Here is a 16,071-nt window from a genome sequence, read left to right as displayed (position 1 = left end):
GTATTGTCCTCGGCCTTTCGTTCACCGGTTGAGATGAACCAGTCCAACGTTTTGCGGTCTTCGTCGGAAAGCTCGACAACGTGTTTCTTCGCGCTCATTCCGATAGATAGGTGCTCAGAGAGCTTAAGCTAGCAGCTTAACGGTTGCAGCTACATTTAGGTAGAGAACCTCTAGTGCTTATCCACCGTTCTCGGCCCTTCTCCCCCTCCCCCCTTTTTCGAGTTGTAAATCGGTGGGAGGATACTCTCAGCGACTCAGAGTGTGAAGACTAGTTGACCGATACCACGAGGAGAGCCGTTGGAATACCAGACTTCCGGAGATATACCCACGAGATAGCGAAATGAAATGGGAGCTGTTGATCATCTCACCTTTTCCCATCTAGTTCTTCTTTTATCCCTAGTGCGGATTTGGTTTCTACTCTCATCAAATAAGTTTTTCGCTATCCATATGGCTTATATAGAAGCCGCGCTTCAGCCCCTCTACTGAGTGAATTTCCTGGAAAAGGCTGTCTTAAGGTCCAAATAGAAGTTTCCCACCCTCTCACTTCTTGAGTTTACAACTCGAAAAAGGGGGGAGAGGGTTAGACGCAATTTCGTCGGAAGGACTGGAGATGTCGATGGGGACTTGCTAGTCATCCGGATCAGCTTTTCCAAGGTACTCTCTTTGAACCGTGTCGCCGTCGCGATAAGCTCGATACGCGTACGGACCGTGTTTTGGACCGCCGGTCATACAACGACATGTATCATCGCCACAGGTCCGATACTCATGATAGACTGTACCGCCCGAACCCTCCTCGACGACGTCGACGTCATCGGAGAGATCGTCTTCGGTAACAGGCTCTTCTCGGCGCCGTTCGCGATCGGCGAGCAGCTGATCGATGTACTCGCGAGTGTCGCGGAGCGTCTCATCGTCCTGTTTCGGGAGCCCGTCCGCGATGTATTTCGGAAGTGTCGAAGGAGCGGTCGGTGGAGCCATTGACCTTGTGCAACAGTTGTTGGCGTTTCCACCCACCAATGAGACACGTACTACGGGCCGGTTATTCACACTCAAGATTCGATCTGTTTCGAGAGCGTGGCTGTCTCATTCTCAATGAAAAGCTCAATTACCGTTGTACAAGGCAAAGACTGCAGATCACGTCTCTTGGGTGGCTCGTTACTTGTCGAGGTATTCAATCCCCCATTCGGTGAGTTTCTCGGCGACGAGCTCGGGGTGTTCTTGTGCGACGACCAGTGCGGCCTCCCGAGCATCACCCTTGTAAACGGGACCGTCAATAAGATCTTGGAGATCTGCAAGGAACGTGTCTTCATCGGCTTTCACGAACGGTCGAACCTCCAAGAGCAACTGGTTCGTTCGGTCGGCGTTCACCGACGCTCCGCGCATTTGTCGTTGGACCAAATACGGCAGGTCATTCACATCTAGATCCGGCGCTTGGGATGTCGTCTCTCGAGTGGATGACGTGTCCTCCTCTTGCAAACTAGATTCGTCATCGTCCTCCGAAGCAGGAGTCGATTCGGATGACGTGTCGTCTTCCGCATCGTCCTCATCACTATCGAAATCAAGGCTTCCTGTCCCCTTTTTCAGCCCTGTCATAGGGGTGCCACCTCCTCGTCCTCAATGGTGAGTGTTGGTTCTTGAGGTGGCTCAACATCAAATTCGTTTGCCAGCGAATCAGCGACTTCGAGGATGGTCTCAAGCGTTTCGACCTCGCGCTCTCGGAGTCTTCGTGCCTCTTTCTCACCGTTGTGCCAGCCCTCTTCGACGACTTTGAATGCGGTTCCCTGTACATCCCACATTTCGTCCATCATACTCTCACGCTTGCCGATCGAGCCGGCGACACCATACTCAGCTTCCATCTGCTCGCCATAGCGATTATGCGTACTCGTATCCCCCACACCGGAGAGGATTACCGCCGCAACACCGACGTCGATCCCGAGGTTCGTGCTCATACTCTCGAGAAGGCCACCCAGGCCATCGAGGCTCTTGTTACCTTTCCCAGCGGGTTTACTTGGGGCGACGAGCGTCCGCGTTGCGTAGATCGCGTTATAGAGCATGATCTCTGCTCGTGCGTTCGGATCGATGATCACAACGTCGTAGTCCTCTTGGACGTTATTCTCCTCCCAGAGGACCTTGTAGAGCTGTTCGTAGCGATCGAAGTCATCACCCATATTCTCCTCGAATCGTTCGCGCTGAAGCAAAAGCTCGGTAAACTCCTCGAGCATGTCGTGTGCGGGGAGGACGTCAACCCCCTCTTCGGTGGTCTGAATAAGGTCATCGAAGTCGCCATTCGGCCGGTCAAGGACGTGCCGAACGAGATTATCGGCGTCAGGGTCGTCTCTCCCCTCTTCGACGTCGAACAGGTATGTGAGATTCGCTGCTTGGTGATCGAGGTCGATGACGAGTACGTCAAACCCCTGCCGAGCGTGCGCTTCGGCGAGATTCGCGGTCCACGTCGTCTTGTGGATACCGCCGGATTCCGAATACACCGTGTAGGTGATGGGCATGCATTACCCCTATATAATAGATAGATAATAAATCTACGTCAGACATCCGGATAACGGGCATATATAGTCCATCTACCTAATTTATCCTCCTAACTCTTCCGTCTAATCCACTCACCTAATCTACCCACCTAGTCTATACATCTAATGTATATGGATGAGTTATATACAATATGTATATAGATGTGGTATGGGGGTAATGTATTCGAATTACTTGTAAGGTCGGGGAAGGCAGGCAACGATGTGTGCACCTCTAGCTATTTTTCTGTAGCTTTGGAACTGTCGAGCGCCAACATCGACGTGTGCCAAGCGATGAGATCTACACCGACTGGGAACGGTGCCACTTGGTTTCGGCTTCCAGGTGGTACAGGATGAAACACCTCTGATTACGAGCTGTTACCCCGAACGGAGGTTTTCGGCGATCTCAGTGGACAACTTGAGTCCATATAGGAACTCGTCGCAATGCTCGCCTTCAAATCACCGGCGCGAGGCCGTTGCTTCAGGTGACGTGCGTACCGACGACAGTCGATGACCTCCAACTCCTCGAGGGTCGTCACGCCCCGTTCGTCACGAAGCCAGTCCTTCCACGTTGCAAGCGTCGATTGGAAGTTCTTCCGCGAGTTCCCGGCCTCGACGCTGTCGAGATATTGCTGGATGGCCGTTTCGACCGCCGTTTCCCCGGGTGTAGCGCCGCCCTCAGTGGGTTCCATCGTTCGTGCTTCGCCGAGGGCGGGGACCCACGTAAATCCACTGTGTACAACTGTATTAATACACAGTGAAGAGCAAAATCACAAACCACCCGAATTTAGACGCTATAGGGGCTGAAGGCCTAGAATCGTGTTTCGTAAACCCCATAATGATATAGAAATTGATCAGGCTCGCATGACCACAATTTCGGAGGGTGGATTCATAACCCTCGGAATACTTTCTCCACTAAGAATGGCTGTGAGAAACGGAGAGGAAGGAAGTATTGAACTCCGTTTGCGTCCGTAATCTGCAGATATCGGCACACTGCAGTCCGGAGGATTGCAAATTCGCACAATCGGAGCGAGGGGATATTTTTTTGTCCAATACCCTGTTGCACGTTCAAAATTAGTTCGCCGGACGGGACGGTCGGGCCTAAAACTGACCACCCATCGGCGGTGCTGACCCAATGCTGTTACGTTTCTTGATAGAACCACCTGCATCAGCCGGCGAATCGCCCTGACTACTCATGAGATGATCACGAAAGAGAGCCGCCTGAGAGCGATGCCTCTCAGGCGGCGACACCTGTTTTTTGGACAGGTGGTCCAGCGGTCAGATAAGCCGACTTGGTGAGCGTATCAGCCCTGGTTTGTTCTGGCGATGTGCAGTGAGAGACGCTGCGACAAGTGCCACTGCAGAGAGAACAACATGCGTCTCCACGTTTTTCTCCTTACGTGCGCGGACGCGATCAAGACCGGTGAACGACTTCATCCGGGAGAACACCCGCTCGACACCTGCGCGCAGGTGTCGATGCATCCGCTCTTTGATCGCCTGGAAAATGTAGCTCTCCTCGACGCTGCCAACGGAAACGCCGTACTCCGAGAGTTGCTCTTGTGGAAGTCGCTCCAGTGCGTCGTAGGGAGTGTCGATCTCCTCGCCGTGGTCCTCGAACAGCTCTTTGATTTCGTCCTTGATCGTCGCTAACGGCGACGATCTGCGGGGATTGATCGACGTCAGCAACGGACAGTCAAGACGATCTTGGCAGACCTCACGGTTGTCCTGACTGTCGAAGCCGGCATCAGCCAGTGTAGCCTGGAGTTCGTCGGTGTCGTACCGCTCATCGAATTCCTCGATGAGCGGTTCGAACGCTGTAGTATCGTTCCGTTTGCCGGTCTCCATCGTGATGGCGACCGGCAACTCGCTTGCGGCGTCAACGACGAGAAACACCTTGTAGCCGTAGAACGAGCCTTCGTGTTTGCCCCAGCTCGCCCCTTCAACGTCGCCGTTTTCGATCTCGTCGCGTGTGTTTGCCCAGGCAGCAATGTGAGTGCCGTCGATGATAATGAACTCTCCGGCGTGGTCGTGATCAGCGAGCAACTCGCCACACATTGACTGGAGGCACTCACGGAGTTCGTCGGGCTGGAGGTCGTTGAAGGCCCGCCAGAGAGATGTCCCGTCGGGGACATCCTCTGGCTCGACGTAGTCGAGAGCCTCCCTGAACGAGTGATTCCGCCGAAGGCGGCGTTCGAGGGCGTCGAAGGAGTCGCCCTCGAACTGCCGTAGGACGAGGGCAGCTGCCCGTTCAGGAGGGATGGATTGGATCTGAGAGACAGCAACCGAGAGGAACGTCGCAACGAGTTCATCTCGGTAGAGGTAGCCGTCTTCGGTTGGTTCTCCGGGTGTGACATCGGTCGGCTTGTCGGTGCAGCGTTGTGTCAGCTGGTCGTCCCTCCGGGACGGCCAGCTGTGGAGGTAGAGAGTCGTGTTCTGCCAGTCAACGGCATGGATCTCTTGTTGTTCAGCGAGGTTACGGAGAGGACGATAGCAGCGGCGCCCGAGAAGATCGTTGGCTTCGGCTGGCGTGAGTCCGGATGGGCGCCTGAACGCGAGGTGTTTGAGCGTCGATTTGGTGTCTTCTTTGCGGTGGAAGACGGCAACGCCGTCGTCCACCTCGGGTCGCCAGAAGCCGTCGTGAGTTGATCGATGGCCAACGACGTGTTTGCTGGTGACGTATCTGCCGTCAGAGTTCAGCGAGGTGTAGAAGGGATCTTCGGAAGCGATCTGATCGATATACCACGCTGGCACCGAGGTGCCAGCGCGGAGTTGCTCCTTCGAGGCAACCTCACCATGAGTGCGGAGGAACTCACGAACAGCAATCTTATGGGTGGGAGTCGTGTTTTTACTCACGTCGGATCTAGTAGTGGACATACTACCGATCCGACTTCTAGTCTAGTTAAAGTGACTATTCTAGCCGATAGTGATCACACAGCGATAGATCGGAGCTAATTTTGAAACCGTGCAACGGGCTATCCAAGTGCGACGCAGCCGGGCGTATGACGATAGCAGACTATCTCGATGACTTTGAAGAACGCGACTGGCAGACGACGGCCCATGGAACTGTTCGCTTCGCGGTTATCGGACTCGGGTGGTGGACCGTTGACAGGACTATCCCTGCACTCCTCGATTCCGAATTGTGTGACATAACGGTCGCTGTCAGCGGTTCTACAGACAAGGCCAACGACGTTGTAGATCGGTTCGAACCGATCACACATGGCATTACGTACGACGAGTTCCACCATGGGGCCGCCAGCGATGCGTACGACGCCATCTACATCTGTTCACCGAACGCGCTTCACCTCCCATACGCCGAGACCGCCGCCGACCTCGGGAAGGCGATCTTCTGCGAGAAACCTATGGAGGCGTCGGTAGAGCGAGCGGAGCGGATGGTCGACGTCGCTAGCGATGACGATGTGCCACTCCTGGTCGGATATCGGATGCACACGGAACCAGCCATCAGACGCGCCCGGGAATTGATTCGAGACGGTACCATCGGGCGCCCGGTCGTGGCGCTCGGGAACAACACTCAGTCGCTGATCGATATCAACGACGACCCGGACCAGTGGCGGCTGAACCCCGACCTCGTAGGGTCCGGTGTATCCGTCACCGACATCGGTATCTACCCGCTGAACACGGCCCGATTCCTGCTGGATGCCGACCCGCTCACTGCACAGGCACAGATGGATTCGACCCACGAATTCTTCGCGGACGTCCCTGACGAACGGACGGCGTTCACGCTCTCGATGGACGACGGAACGTTCCTCGCGTCCACGGCAAGTCAGAACGCTCAATCGAGTACGAGCCTCCGAATCGTCGGGACCGACGGCGAAATCTACGTCGAACCTGCCTTCCACATGGAGACAGAACTGCGACTGACCCGCGACGAGACCACCGTCGACCTCTCGACCCCACAGGTCGACCAGATGACCGAGATTCTCACGTACTTCGCAGACAGGATCCTCTCGGGTGAGGCGATCGGTCCTGACGGTGACCACGGCCTGGTCGACGTCCGCGTCATTGAGGCTATCTACGAGGCTGCCGAATCCGACCAGACCGTTACGATCCAATGAGCTGTCGTCGGTCACGAACCCATCTCGACCAAGATAGCGAACGCCGCCCTGAGTGGGGCGTTTTTTATTACCGTGGTTGTTCTCAGGCGTCGAGCGTTGTTACCGACTTCCTGAGCACGAAGTACGACCGGTCGTTCTCATAGACCAGCGTCAGCTCGCTCAGGGCGCGGAGGATCTCCTCGTTGTCCGCCAAAGAGATCTCTTCCTCCTCGAATTGCTCTTTCGCGCTCGTGAAGATATCCTTCGGGACCGGCGGCTCCTCGTCAATCATATCTATGTCAATTCCTGCCATAGAGATAGACTTTATAGAGTAAACCCACTAGTTGTCCACTCTGGCCCAGAAGCCTCCTAACTGATACGTCGTCGTGAAGGAAGCGGATGAATCAGGTGACTGACTGGTCAGGCTGGCGTGCGCGACGCATGCGTCAGCAGCGTCTCTGGCAGAGTGTAGGATCTGTTCGCTTGGTTCAATCACGCTGGCCTGACTGCCTACATCGCTGCTACTACCACTCCCGTAGTTCCAATCAACCGGCATAAAACCACCAACTAAATATGGTACCTCAGAGTTATAATTTAATAACATCTAATTATACAGATCTCACTCTTAAAATAGGCTTTTTATATCAGTTATCATTACTGAAATAACACATACAATGGCTTCACAAATCATTCGACCGAACGCTTCCTAAGATAGTTCTTGATTCGACAGCACCGAATTTGGAATAGGTCATTACGACAATGATTACAAGAATACGATTGTAATACCATGATCTGAGTGATTTGAGTGCTTAGTGATGAGGGAACAATATTTCGATAATATCGAACCTGCATCAGTGCTCGATTTAAATCCTATATACGCGCTTTCGAGTCCACCGCGGCGGGTGTAGCGATCGATCTTCCGGCGTGTTTGGCGCCGATCCAGACGAATCTCTCTCGTCCGTCCGACCCGTGCATAGGCCCTGTCGTTCGCAACTCCAGTTCGTTCCGACGCTACAGAATTTCGAAGAATGGTTCTGCTCAGCCGGTTCGCTGAACCGGAAGAGATTGGGGAAGCCATCGCCTTTCTCTGCTTGCCGGCTAGCGACTACGTGAACGGTCCCGAACTCTGTGTTGACGGCGGCCAGGTCCCAATCGACAACTGGAAATACCGGTACGATTGACAGTCGCGACTCGATCCGATCGCTGCGTGGCGTCGCGTCCTGGGGCGACCCGCCGGTGGAATTATTGTACTGGCCGCCCCACGAGGAGTGATGCCAGACCGACCGAACATTCTCTGGATCTGTACCGATCAGCAACGGTACGACACACTTGGGTGCTATGGCAACGACTTCGTGGAGACTCCCAATATCGATACGTTGGCCGAATCCGGCGTCCAGTTCAACCAAGCCTTCTCGCAGAGCCCCGTCTGTGTCCCCAGTCGAGCCAGTTTCCTAACCGGCCGGTACCCGCGGACGACCCGGGTCCACGGAAACGGGTACAGCATCCCGGACGACGAGACGCTCGTGACGCGTCGACTCGCGGACGAGGGCTACGTATGCGGCTTGTCTGGCAAACTGCACGTCTCGCCAGCCCACCCGGAAAGCACGGACCTTCCAATGGGCGAGCGTCGAATCGACGACGGCTACGCCGACTTTCAGTGGTCGCACGACATCACACATGCCTCGCCCGCCAACGAGTATCAGCGGTGGCTTCTTGAGGAAGGAGTCAAGTATGAGACACATCGGGTTGAAGGCTGCCCGTACGTCAAGGTCGGCATGCGGCCCGAGTACCATCAGACGACCTGGTGTGCACGCAAGGCCGAGTCGTTCATAGAACTCGCCGTCAACAACGACGAGCCCTGGCTGTACTCCGTCAACCCGTTCGATCCGCACCACGCGTTCGAGGCGCCCGATAGCTACCTTCAGCGGTACCTCGATCACCTTGAAGAGATCCCGCTGCCCGACTACGAACTGGGCGAACTCAATGACAAGCCGCCGTGGTACCGTGCCTGTCACGAGAACGCGTACACGATGGAGGGGCTTATCCCCTATACCGACATGGACGATCGGGAACACCGGATTGTTATCGCCTCTTACTGGGCGATGTGCGACCTAATCGACGACGCAGTCGGACGCCTTGTCAACGCCCTGGAACGGACCGGGCAGCGCGAAGACACCCTCGTTGTCTTTACGTCCGACCACGGTGAGTTGCTGGGCGACCACGGCATCTACCTCAAGGGCCCGTTCTTCTACGAAGAATCTCTGCGGGTTCCTCTCCTTGTCTCGTGGCCGGGTGAGATCCGGGAAGGCGTCCAAACGGACGAACTCGTCGAACTCGTCGACCTCGCCCCGACGTTCATGGACGCCACGGGTCTGGACGTCCCCCAAGCGATGCAAGGCGAATCCCTCTGGCCGTTCCTGACGGACGAGACTGACTTTCACCGCGACTCTGTCTACGCAGAGGCGTACGACCTCGTCGGGTGGCAGGAGCCGACGGACTACTCGACTATGGTGCGAACAGACGAGTACAAACTCGTCCGTCACCACCGGACCGATCAGGGGGAACTATACGATCTCAGCGAGGACCCGGGGGAGAAGCTCAACCGCTGGGACGATCCGGCGTACACAGATGTTCGCGCCGAACTGCTGACGACGCTGTCCGACCGCATGGCAGACACCGTCGATCCAGCGCCTAAGCGGCACGCGCCCTGGTGATCCTTTGAAGCGGGAGCCAGTTGGTGCGGGTGTAGGGCGTCATAGAACGGTTAGCATGGTTTTGGGGTTCGGTTGAGAGGTCTGCTATCGCCGCTTCCGAATGGCAGCAATATTAGCTTCTTCTGAGATACCGTTCCTCGGGGTACTACTGAGGGATGTGAATAGTTCTATGACACCCTCGCGGGAGGCCTTGATGCCTCGGTATCGATTCATCCTCGGGGTTGGCGGCCCGCGTGACGCCGCGCAGGTAGCAGCGGGAGCACGTCGAGATCTCCTCGACGACCAGTCCTCGCCAGCTCATTCTCATAGTGAAAAATCACATTAAGCAATAGTGAATAATTAATAGTATAGGTACGGCGGATCGTAGCAGGTACTATCAAGAGGGCGCCGGGAAGATTCCATATATGGGATTGTTATAACACTAGGGGTCATAGAACTCAGCACACACCCCAGTAGCACATTGACATCATTCGGAAGCGGCGATAGCAGACCTCTCAATCGATTCCTCAAACCATGCTAACCGTTCTATGCCACCCTCTTAACACGACAATTTTCCGAAATTCCAAATGCGATTTGAGTTGTGGAAAACCTTCACACGCCAGTGGTGATCTGTGTAGTCAATACCGATAGCTGGACTTGATTGAGGGCGAATCTGTCCTCACGATCCGACCATTAACGGGAATTCGAACCGAATCGTTTCTAATGCGAACATAGTGCAGTCTACGCCAGAGTTCGCAGTGCGAAAACAGCGGGATGCGGCGGTCGACGACCGATTGACAAAGGTTTTGAGTGTTCCTCACAAGGCATCCGTCATGGTGGATGATCGTCCAAACGTCATCTTTATCAATACCGACCAGCAGCGGTTCGACACCATATGCGGTCTCGGCGCCGAACACATGGAAACACCGAACCTCGATCGACTGGTCGAAGAGGGAGTGACATTCACAGACTGCCACATCACTGCACCATCGTGTGCGCCCTCGCGGGCCAGCCTCTTTACTGGGTACTACCCACATACGACCGGTATCTATCGGAACGGCGACCAGTGGACGCACTCATGGGTGGAAGACATCTCCGAGAGCGGTTATTACACCGTGAACGTCGGTAAGATGCACACCGCCCCCTACGAGACGCCGATGGGGTTTGACGAGCGCTATCCTGTGGAGAACAAGGACCGCTACCTTGGTGACGTGCCGGCGGGCGACCCGCCGCTGCCGGGCGAGAAGTACTTCCTCGACGAATGGGACCGGGCGCTCCAGGCTAAGGGACTCCTGAAACAGCAGCGCGAGTTCTACCGTCAGTGGGACGACTACGAGGAGCGCCTGGGCGCGTTTGAGTGGAAACTCCCCGCGGACGCCCACCCCGATGTCTTCGTTGGGGACTTCACCGAGCGCTGGCTTGACTACATGCCGAAACTCGACCAACCGCTGTTCATGGAGGTGGGCTTCCCGGGGCCGCACCCGCCGTTTGACCCCACTCCCGAGTACGCAGAGGAGTACTTGAATCGCGACCTCCCAATGCCGAAGTTGGATCCCGACGACCTAGAGAGCCAACCCGAACCGCTACAAGCCCTCTGCGAGCACCACCAGGAGATCGACCACGACTCCGTAGTACACGACCCTGAGGCGAGCAAGGAGCGACTCCACCGCCAACGGGCGTATTACTACGCCAACGTGGCGATGATCGACGAACAAGTTGGGAAGATCATGGACGCACTTGAGGCCAATGGGTACGAGGACACCGTCGTGATCTTCACATCGGACCACGGCGAGATGCTGACCGATCATGGTCACATCCAGAAGTGGACAATGTACGAAGAAGTTACACGCGTTCCCACGATGGTCTGGTCGCCGGACCGCTTTGAGCCCGACACCGTCGACGATCTCGTCTCGCTGTTTGACCTCGGACCGACTATCCTCGACATCGCGGATGCGCCTGTCGACGACTCGATGGAGGCACGATCGCTCCTCGGTGCACTCGAAGGTGACGACGACTGGTCTGGCCGAAATATCGTCTTCGCTGAACACGCCAGGAGCGGCATCCTCGACGCGACTGAATTCATGACAATGGTCCGGACCGACGACTGGAAACTCGTCCACTTTGTCGACCATGACGAGGGACAGCTATTCGACCTGACCACGGACCGCGAAGAGACTGAGAACCTATGGGACGACCCGGACACCCAAGATGTGAAACGTGACCTGCTCGACACGCTCTTGAAGTGGCGCATCGAGAGTGGCATTCGGACCGCTGACTGGGCGGCGGATTTCCGCTGACCGCTCGACGGGAGTTCCGCTTCGGACTCCGTCTGCCCGCGCCGCCGTGGGACATTGATCAGACTTCACACACTGCGTTCGGTCGCGGGCATATGCCGGACGTGTAGAACGTGGTGGTCGTCATGACCGATCAGCAGCAAGCGGACCACTGCGCCCCTAAGGGATTTCCTCTCAACACGCGCTATTCCTAGACGCACTCGCTCAGAAGAGGATGTGGTTCGACCGAGCGTACGCCTCGATACCGGTGTGTCCCGGCTAGAACAAGCTTCCTGACCAGTCGCTTCACCACTGCGACCGACGCCTGGATCAACCAGCAACAGGACAGGGCCGAGTGCGAGCAGGACCTCTCTGACATTATGAACGACACGGGGTATCGGACGGCGCTCGTCGGGAAGAATCATAGTAGCTCATATCCGACAAAAGGGGCATCTGGGTCCAATACGGGCAATGAGACGCCCAGGAGCGAAGCCGGCATCGTTCTGTAGTAGAGCGAGCTGTCGAAGCTCGAACTGCCCGAGGCGTCGTTCTCGACTGCCAGTAGACGAGCTGGGCCGCGCTCACTGTCCCGGTCTCGTCGTATCGATAATTGTTACTGGGCCCCCCCCTCGTAGTCGACAATTCCCTCGATCGCGACCTCGCCGCTGGCGATCGCGTCGAAATCCGCTGCAGTCGCCGCGGCAAATGTGGGCGTTTTGATACACGCAACTCTACGACATTGAACAGGAGACCAACGGCTTGTATACCTACAACCGAGAGCCAAAATTCGACTCCGAGTGGATCCGTGAGATCAACGAACGGGAAGTGGCCTTCGAACGACAGGGATAGCGCTGGGCTGAAGGTCAGGATCGACCTTCGGGGGCAGGCGGAGTCCAATCGATGGGGCCGTTCGGCCCGAGATGGACATGGGCGTCAGGCTGCAAAGGAAAGGGCGAACCGCCCGGATCCGGTTGCGGCCCACCGTAATGGTTTTCTCTTTCCTCTGTCTCTCATTGAGACGTGACTGATGACGATCCCGCCTGCTGCGCCGCATCGCGGGGCGATCGGCGACGGGCGTCCGATGATCAGCGACCGTCGCGGAACCCGGACGAGGCGATCGAGTTGACAGGCAGCCACCCGAGGAGGACGGCGCCGACGAGTGAGGACGACGACCGGACGAGGGCGATGGTACGCCTCGACGGCGGCACGTTCACAATGGGGACTGACTCCGATGTCGGCTTTCCAGAGGACGGCGAGGGCCCGGCGCGCGAGATAACCGTCGACCCCTTCTACGTGGACAAGTTTGCAGTGACGAACGCGCAGTTCCTCGAATTCGTCCGCGAGACGGGGTACACGACTGACGCCGAGCGCTTCGGCTGGTCGTTCGTCTTCGAGGACTTCGTTAACGAGACTGATCATGACCGGATCGTGCAGAACGTGGCGGCGGCCCCATGGTGGGTAGCGGTCGAAGGGGCAGACTGGCTCCACCCAGCCGGCTCAAGCGAGAGCGTGCTCGACGAGCAGAACCTACTGAAACACCCCGTCACGCATGTGTCCTGGCGGGACGTCACCGCGTACGCGGGCTGGATGGGCAAGCGCCTTCCGACAGAGGCCGAGTGGGAGTATGCCGCCCGAGGCGGCCTCTGCCAGCGAACGTTCCCTTGGGGCGACGAGTTACGACCGGACGGTGACCACCACTGTAACATCTGGCAGGGTGAGTTCCCCGAGCACAACACAGGCGATGACGGGTACGTCCGGACCGCACCAGTCAACGAATTCGAACCGAACGACTACGGTCTCTACAATGTCGCCGGGAATGTCTGGGAATGGTGCGCCGACTGGTTTAGCGCGGATTACCACACCACTGACGACTACTCGCACGACAACCCGACGGGTCCCAACGAGGGCACCGAACGCGTCATGCGCGGCGGGTCACACCTCTGTCACCGGTCGTGGTGCAACCGCTACCGGGTGGCCGCTCGTTCGAAGAACGCCCCAAATAGTTCCACTGGCAACATCGGGTTCCGATGCGTCGTCGACGCCGCGTGAGCACGGGCGTGACCCGCTGTATCGTCGTCCTGATCCAGAGATTGGTGATTTTACGTATACCTGTCGACCCACTGGAACCGGAGAGGATGATTCCGTGCAATGAGCGTTCCTTCTGGTGACCGCCGGCATCAATTGAAGTCTCAGAATGTGCTTACAGACCGCGTCGTCGGCATCGTCTGTCGCACTTGCGGTTGGCACCGCGGCGTCGTCGCGCCGTCTTAGATACGCTCCGGCGGGACGCCTGACTGCCGACTGCTACGGTGAGACTCAATCGTTTGATTGCCAAGAGAATAAGCCTGGATGGGACGGTTCGAACCGAGATGATCGAAATCGATAGCGACGCGACGGCCGGTTACGCGTGGTCCTCATCAAGGCGCCCAGCGTCGGCGAGCGCCTCGGCGAGCGGACCGCGAGCAATGCGTCGTGCGCCATCGACGGTCGGCAGCGCGCCCCACTCCGGGACGGCCTCGCCGCAGTTGGGGCACTTCCTGACGACGCGGTTGCGGTCCGACTGCACGTCCCAGTCGGTGACGTCCGCGTCGAGGCCGGTCCAGCCACAGTGACACTTCAACTGCACGTTTGGATGGTCGAAGCTTCTGGCCACGCTCGATTCTGGCATACCTGGCGCTTCGTAGGCGACGACACATAAAGATAGCCGTGCCGCGCGTGGCACTGTAACTTCGCGACAAGGATGAGAAGATTTGGCTCCTACGGAGTTAATGCGACTGAATCTTCCCGACCTGATTGAGGTGCTGGACGAGAATGAGGTTCTCTCCGTGTTCTGGGGGCTTAGCAGACTTTCATCCCATCACTACCTATACAGGGAACTACTCGTCACGCTCAAATGTTAGTCGTGTAAGTGAGTACGGTGAAATCATAACTGTTGTCTCATCATCTATCTCAACTGTCGAGGATTCTGGAGTTATCCTCTCGGGGTGTTCGCGTGAGTTGGCACCGTGCATCGTCTCAGCCGACAGGGTCATTCGCTTGACTTCGGATGAGGCATTGAACGCACCTGCGTCAATAGACAGTGAGATAGGATCTTGTCCGCTCGTACGGTTGACAACCATTAGTATGAGCGAGGCTTCATCCGATGATAGCACGGCCATGACATCTAACGTTGGTGTATCATCGACGGGTTCAATCTCTCGAAAAGTATGCTCTGTCGAGATTGTGGCGCATTCTAGTTCAACACCGACAGGAGTTCCGCCCCACATTGGGATCCCCATGGTATGTCCGTAGTAACATGGATCGGCCCAGACTTGTTCTCGTTCTTTCTGGATGCCACCCCCGTGATTCACCGATGCTGAATGAGTCATCATCTCTACGAAGTCTCCTGTCCGGATGCACTCATGGATGATAGTCGCGTCGTAAAGTGCTTCGGAGATTGTTTGCGGTGTAGGCATCGTATCGGCCGAAAGAAGTCCATCAGCATCATCATCTCCTGTGAACGTGGCAAACAGTTGCAGCTCGGTAATAGCAAGACGTGGGTTCTCGATCCCGGCATCCCGCATCTGCTCTCGGAGAATTTTGAACCGCTCGCCTATTTGTTCTGAAAAGCCCATGAACGCATGGAACAGTTCGTCAGGATTGGTTTCCTCATCAACGGCCCCACCTGCCAGGATGTGCTGGGTGAGCGTTCGGACAGAGTCGCCTGCTTCAGTTAGTAAGTGATCATTCCAATCGTCCCATTGTTCTCCACGGAGATCGCCTATTGCTTTGAGTTTAATCGAAGAATCAACCGTTTTCATGGCACTACGGAACTGATCGTAACGGTCTACGTACCCATCCTTAGTCGTCCAGTTCACCTGCCATTTTCCGTATAATTCATTGCCGATCTCCCAGTGTTCGACATTATACGGTTCAGGATGACCATTTTTGGCCCGCAATGTACCCATCTCTGTTTCCTCAGCATCGCCGTTACAATACTCAACCCACTTTGCCGCTTGTTCGGGCGTTCCGTCTCCTGCGTTGACGCAGAGCATCGGTTCGCAGCCGACGCGTTCGCAAAACCTCATGAATTCGTCTGTTCCGAATAGATTGTACTCTAGTCCACCCCACGCTGGATTAGGTTTGGTTGGCCGCTCGTCGACTTCTCCGACTCCATCGCGCCAGTCATATCCCGACGTGAAATTCCCACCTGGCCATCGCAACAGCGGCAACTCACGCTCGCGGAGCAACTCAATAACTTCGGGGTCAGCGTAGTCAACGTGATCTGCCGGATAGAGGAGAGCGCGTTCAATAACGATGTTCGCTGGTTCTGTAGTGGTAAGAGCAAATTCAAAGATAGTATTCGTACCAAGGTCGGTATCGGATCATCCCTTCTAGTTTAACGACCCGAACCACCGCCATCTGATGATTACATATCGCTGGTGCTACCAGTTTGAGGAACCCGGTGGAGAGTATGACTTACACCCCACCGGATTCCGTAGTTGTTGACCGGATTCAAAGAGCGTTTCCCTCCGATAAGTTGCGCGAGCGTGCTCGC

The 16,071-nt window shown here is 56.3% G+C and carries 14 protein-coding genes and 1 pseudogene; 7 read left to right on the top strand and 8 right to left on the bottom strand.

What is annotated here, in order from left to right:
* Nucleotides 1-627 precede the first annotated feature (627 nt).
* A complete protein-coding gene (locus LCF40_RS23620) occupies nucleotides 628-870 on the bottom strand; it encodes a DUF6788 family protein (RefSeq protein WP_345777878.1) in 243 nt (80 codons plus the stop codon).
* Between LCF40_RS23620 and LCF40_RS21865 the strand changes: the two genes are divergently transcribed.
* Complete coding sequence (locus tag LCF40_RS21865) at nucleotides 766-978, top strand: hypothetical protein (RefSeq protein ID WP_224830247.1); 213 nt, start codon at nucleotides 766-768, stop codon at nucleotides 976-978. The two genes, LCF40_RS23620 and LCF40_RS21865, sit on opposite strands and share 105 nt — an antisense overlap.
* A gap of 174 nt (nucleotides 979-1,152) precedes the next feature.
* Here the strand turns inward: LCF40_RS21865 and LCF40_RS21860 are convergent, their stop codons facing one another.
* From LCF40_RS21860 to LCF40_RS21845, 4 genes are all read right to left on the bottom strand, one after another.
* The gene (locus LCF40_RS21860) at nucleotides 1,153-1,590 is read right to left on the bottom strand and encodes a DUF7970 domain-containing protein (RefSeq protein ID WP_224830246.1); all 438 of its coding nucleotides are present in this window, start codon (nucleotides 1,588-1,590) and stop codon (nucleotides 1,153-1,155) included.
* Complete coding sequence (locus tag LCF40_RS21855; protein ID WP_224830245.1) at nucleotides 1,587-2,501, bottom strand: ParA family protein; 915 nt, start codon at nucleotides 2,499-2,501, stop codon at nucleotides 1,587-1,589. Before LCF40_RS21855 ends, LCF40_RS21860 begins: the two co-directional genes overlap by 4 nt.
* A 383-nt stretch (nucleotides 2,502-2,884) precedes the next feature.
* Entirely contained in the window at nucleotides 2,885-3,208 is a 324-nt protein-coding gene (locus tag LCF40_RS21850) for a hypothetical protein (RefSeq protein WP_224830244.1), read from the bottom strand.
* Nucleotides 3,209-3,794: 586 nt separating this feature from the next.
* On the bottom strand, nucleotides 3,795-5,390 hold the full coding sequence (locus LCF40_RS21845; protein WP_224830243.1) for a transposase: 1,596 nt from the start codon (nucleotides 5,388-5,390) through the stop codon (nucleotides 3,795-3,797).
* 125 nt (nucleotides 5,391-5,515) lie between these two features.
* On the opposite strand from LCF40_RS21845, the gene gfo6 reads away from it, so the two are divergent.
* Nucleotides 5,516-6,589, top strand: coding sequence for a D-xylose 1-dehydrogenase Gfo6 (gene gfo6, locus LCF40_RS21840; RefSeq protein ID WP_263623804.1), 1,074 nt, complete (start codon nucleotides 5,516-5,518; stop codon nucleotides 6,587-6,589).
* A gap of 82 nt (nucleotides 6,590-6,671) precedes the next feature.
* Here the strand turns inward: gfo6 and LCF40_RS21835 are convergent, their stop codons facing one another.
* Nucleotides 6,672-6,860 (bottom strand): hypothetical protein, encoded by a 189-nt coding sequence (locus LCF40_RS21835; RefSeq protein WP_224830250.1) that lies wholly within the window; start codon nucleotides 6,858-6,860, stop codon nucleotides 6,672-6,674.
* A gap of 688 nt (nucleotides 6,861-7,548) precedes the next feature.
* On the opposite strand from LCF40_RS21835, the gene LCF40_RS21830 reads away from it, so the two are divergent.
* From LCF40_RS21830 to LCF40_RS21810, 5 genes and pseudogenes are all read left to right on the top strand, one after another.
* Nucleotides 7,549-7,749, top strand: coding sequence for an SDR family oxidoreductase (locus LCF40_RS21830; RefSeq protein ID WP_263623807.1), 201 nt, complete (start codon nucleotides 7,549-7,551; stop codon nucleotides 7,747-7,749).
* Between the two features lie 90 nt (nucleotides 7,750-7,839).
* Nucleotides 7,840-9,282 carry a sulfatase family protein gene (locus LCF40_RS21825; RefSeq protein ID WP_224830241.1) on the top strand — a complete coding sequence of 481 codons (1,443 nt, stop codon included), beginning with the start codon at nucleotides 7,840-7,842 and terminating at the stop codon, nucleotides 9,280-9,282.
* Nucleotides 9,283-10,094: 812 nt separating this feature from the next.
* Complete coding sequence (locus LCF40_RS21820; protein WP_224830240.1) at nucleotides 10,095-11,558, top strand: sulfatase family protein; 1,464 nt, start codon at nucleotides 10,095-10,097, stop codon at nucleotides 11,556-11,558.
* A gap of 254 nt (nucleotides 11,559-11,812) precedes the next feature.
* Nucleotides 11,813-12,043, top strand: a pseudogene (locus LCF40_RS23910) (hypothetical protein); the annotation flags it as partial.
* Between the two features lie 511 nt (nucleotides 12,044-12,554).
* Nucleotides 12,555-13,583: a formylglycine-generating enzyme family protein gene (locus LCF40_RS21810; protein WP_224830239.1), complete on the top strand. Its 1,029-nt coding sequence runs from the start codon at nucleotides 12,555-12,557 to the stop codon at nucleotides 13,581-13,583.
* A gap of 352 nt (nucleotides 13,584-13,935) precedes the next feature.
* Here LCF40_RS21810 and LCF40_RS21805 read toward each other — a convergent pair whose 3' ends face one another.
* Together LCF40_RS21805 and LCF40_RS21800 are read right to left on the bottom strand one after the other, a co-directional pair.
* The gene (locus LCF40_RS21805) at nucleotides 13,936-14,202 is read right to left on the bottom strand and encodes a hypothetical protein (protein ID WP_224830238.1); all 267 of its coding nucleotides are present in this window, start codon (nucleotides 14,200-14,202) and stop codon (nucleotides 13,936-13,938) included.
* 208 nt (nucleotides 14,203-14,410) lie between these two features.
* The gene (locus tag LCF40_RS21800; protein ID WP_465269282.1) at nucleotides 14,411-15,736 is read right to left on the bottom strand and encodes an alpha-L-arabinofuranosidase C-terminal domain-containing protein; all 1,326 of its coding nucleotides are present in this window, start codon (nucleotides 15,734-15,736) and stop codon (nucleotides 14,411-14,413) included.
* Nucleotides 15,737-16,071 lie beyond the last annotated feature (335 nt).

It is taken from the genome of Saliphagus infecundisoli (assembly GCF_020177375.1).
Taxonomy (GTDB): domain Archaea; phylum Halobacteriota; class Halobacteria; order Halobacteriales; family Natrialbaceae; genus Saliphagus; species Saliphagus infecundisoli.
This window is presented reverse-complemented; position numbering and strand designations above follow the sequence as displayed.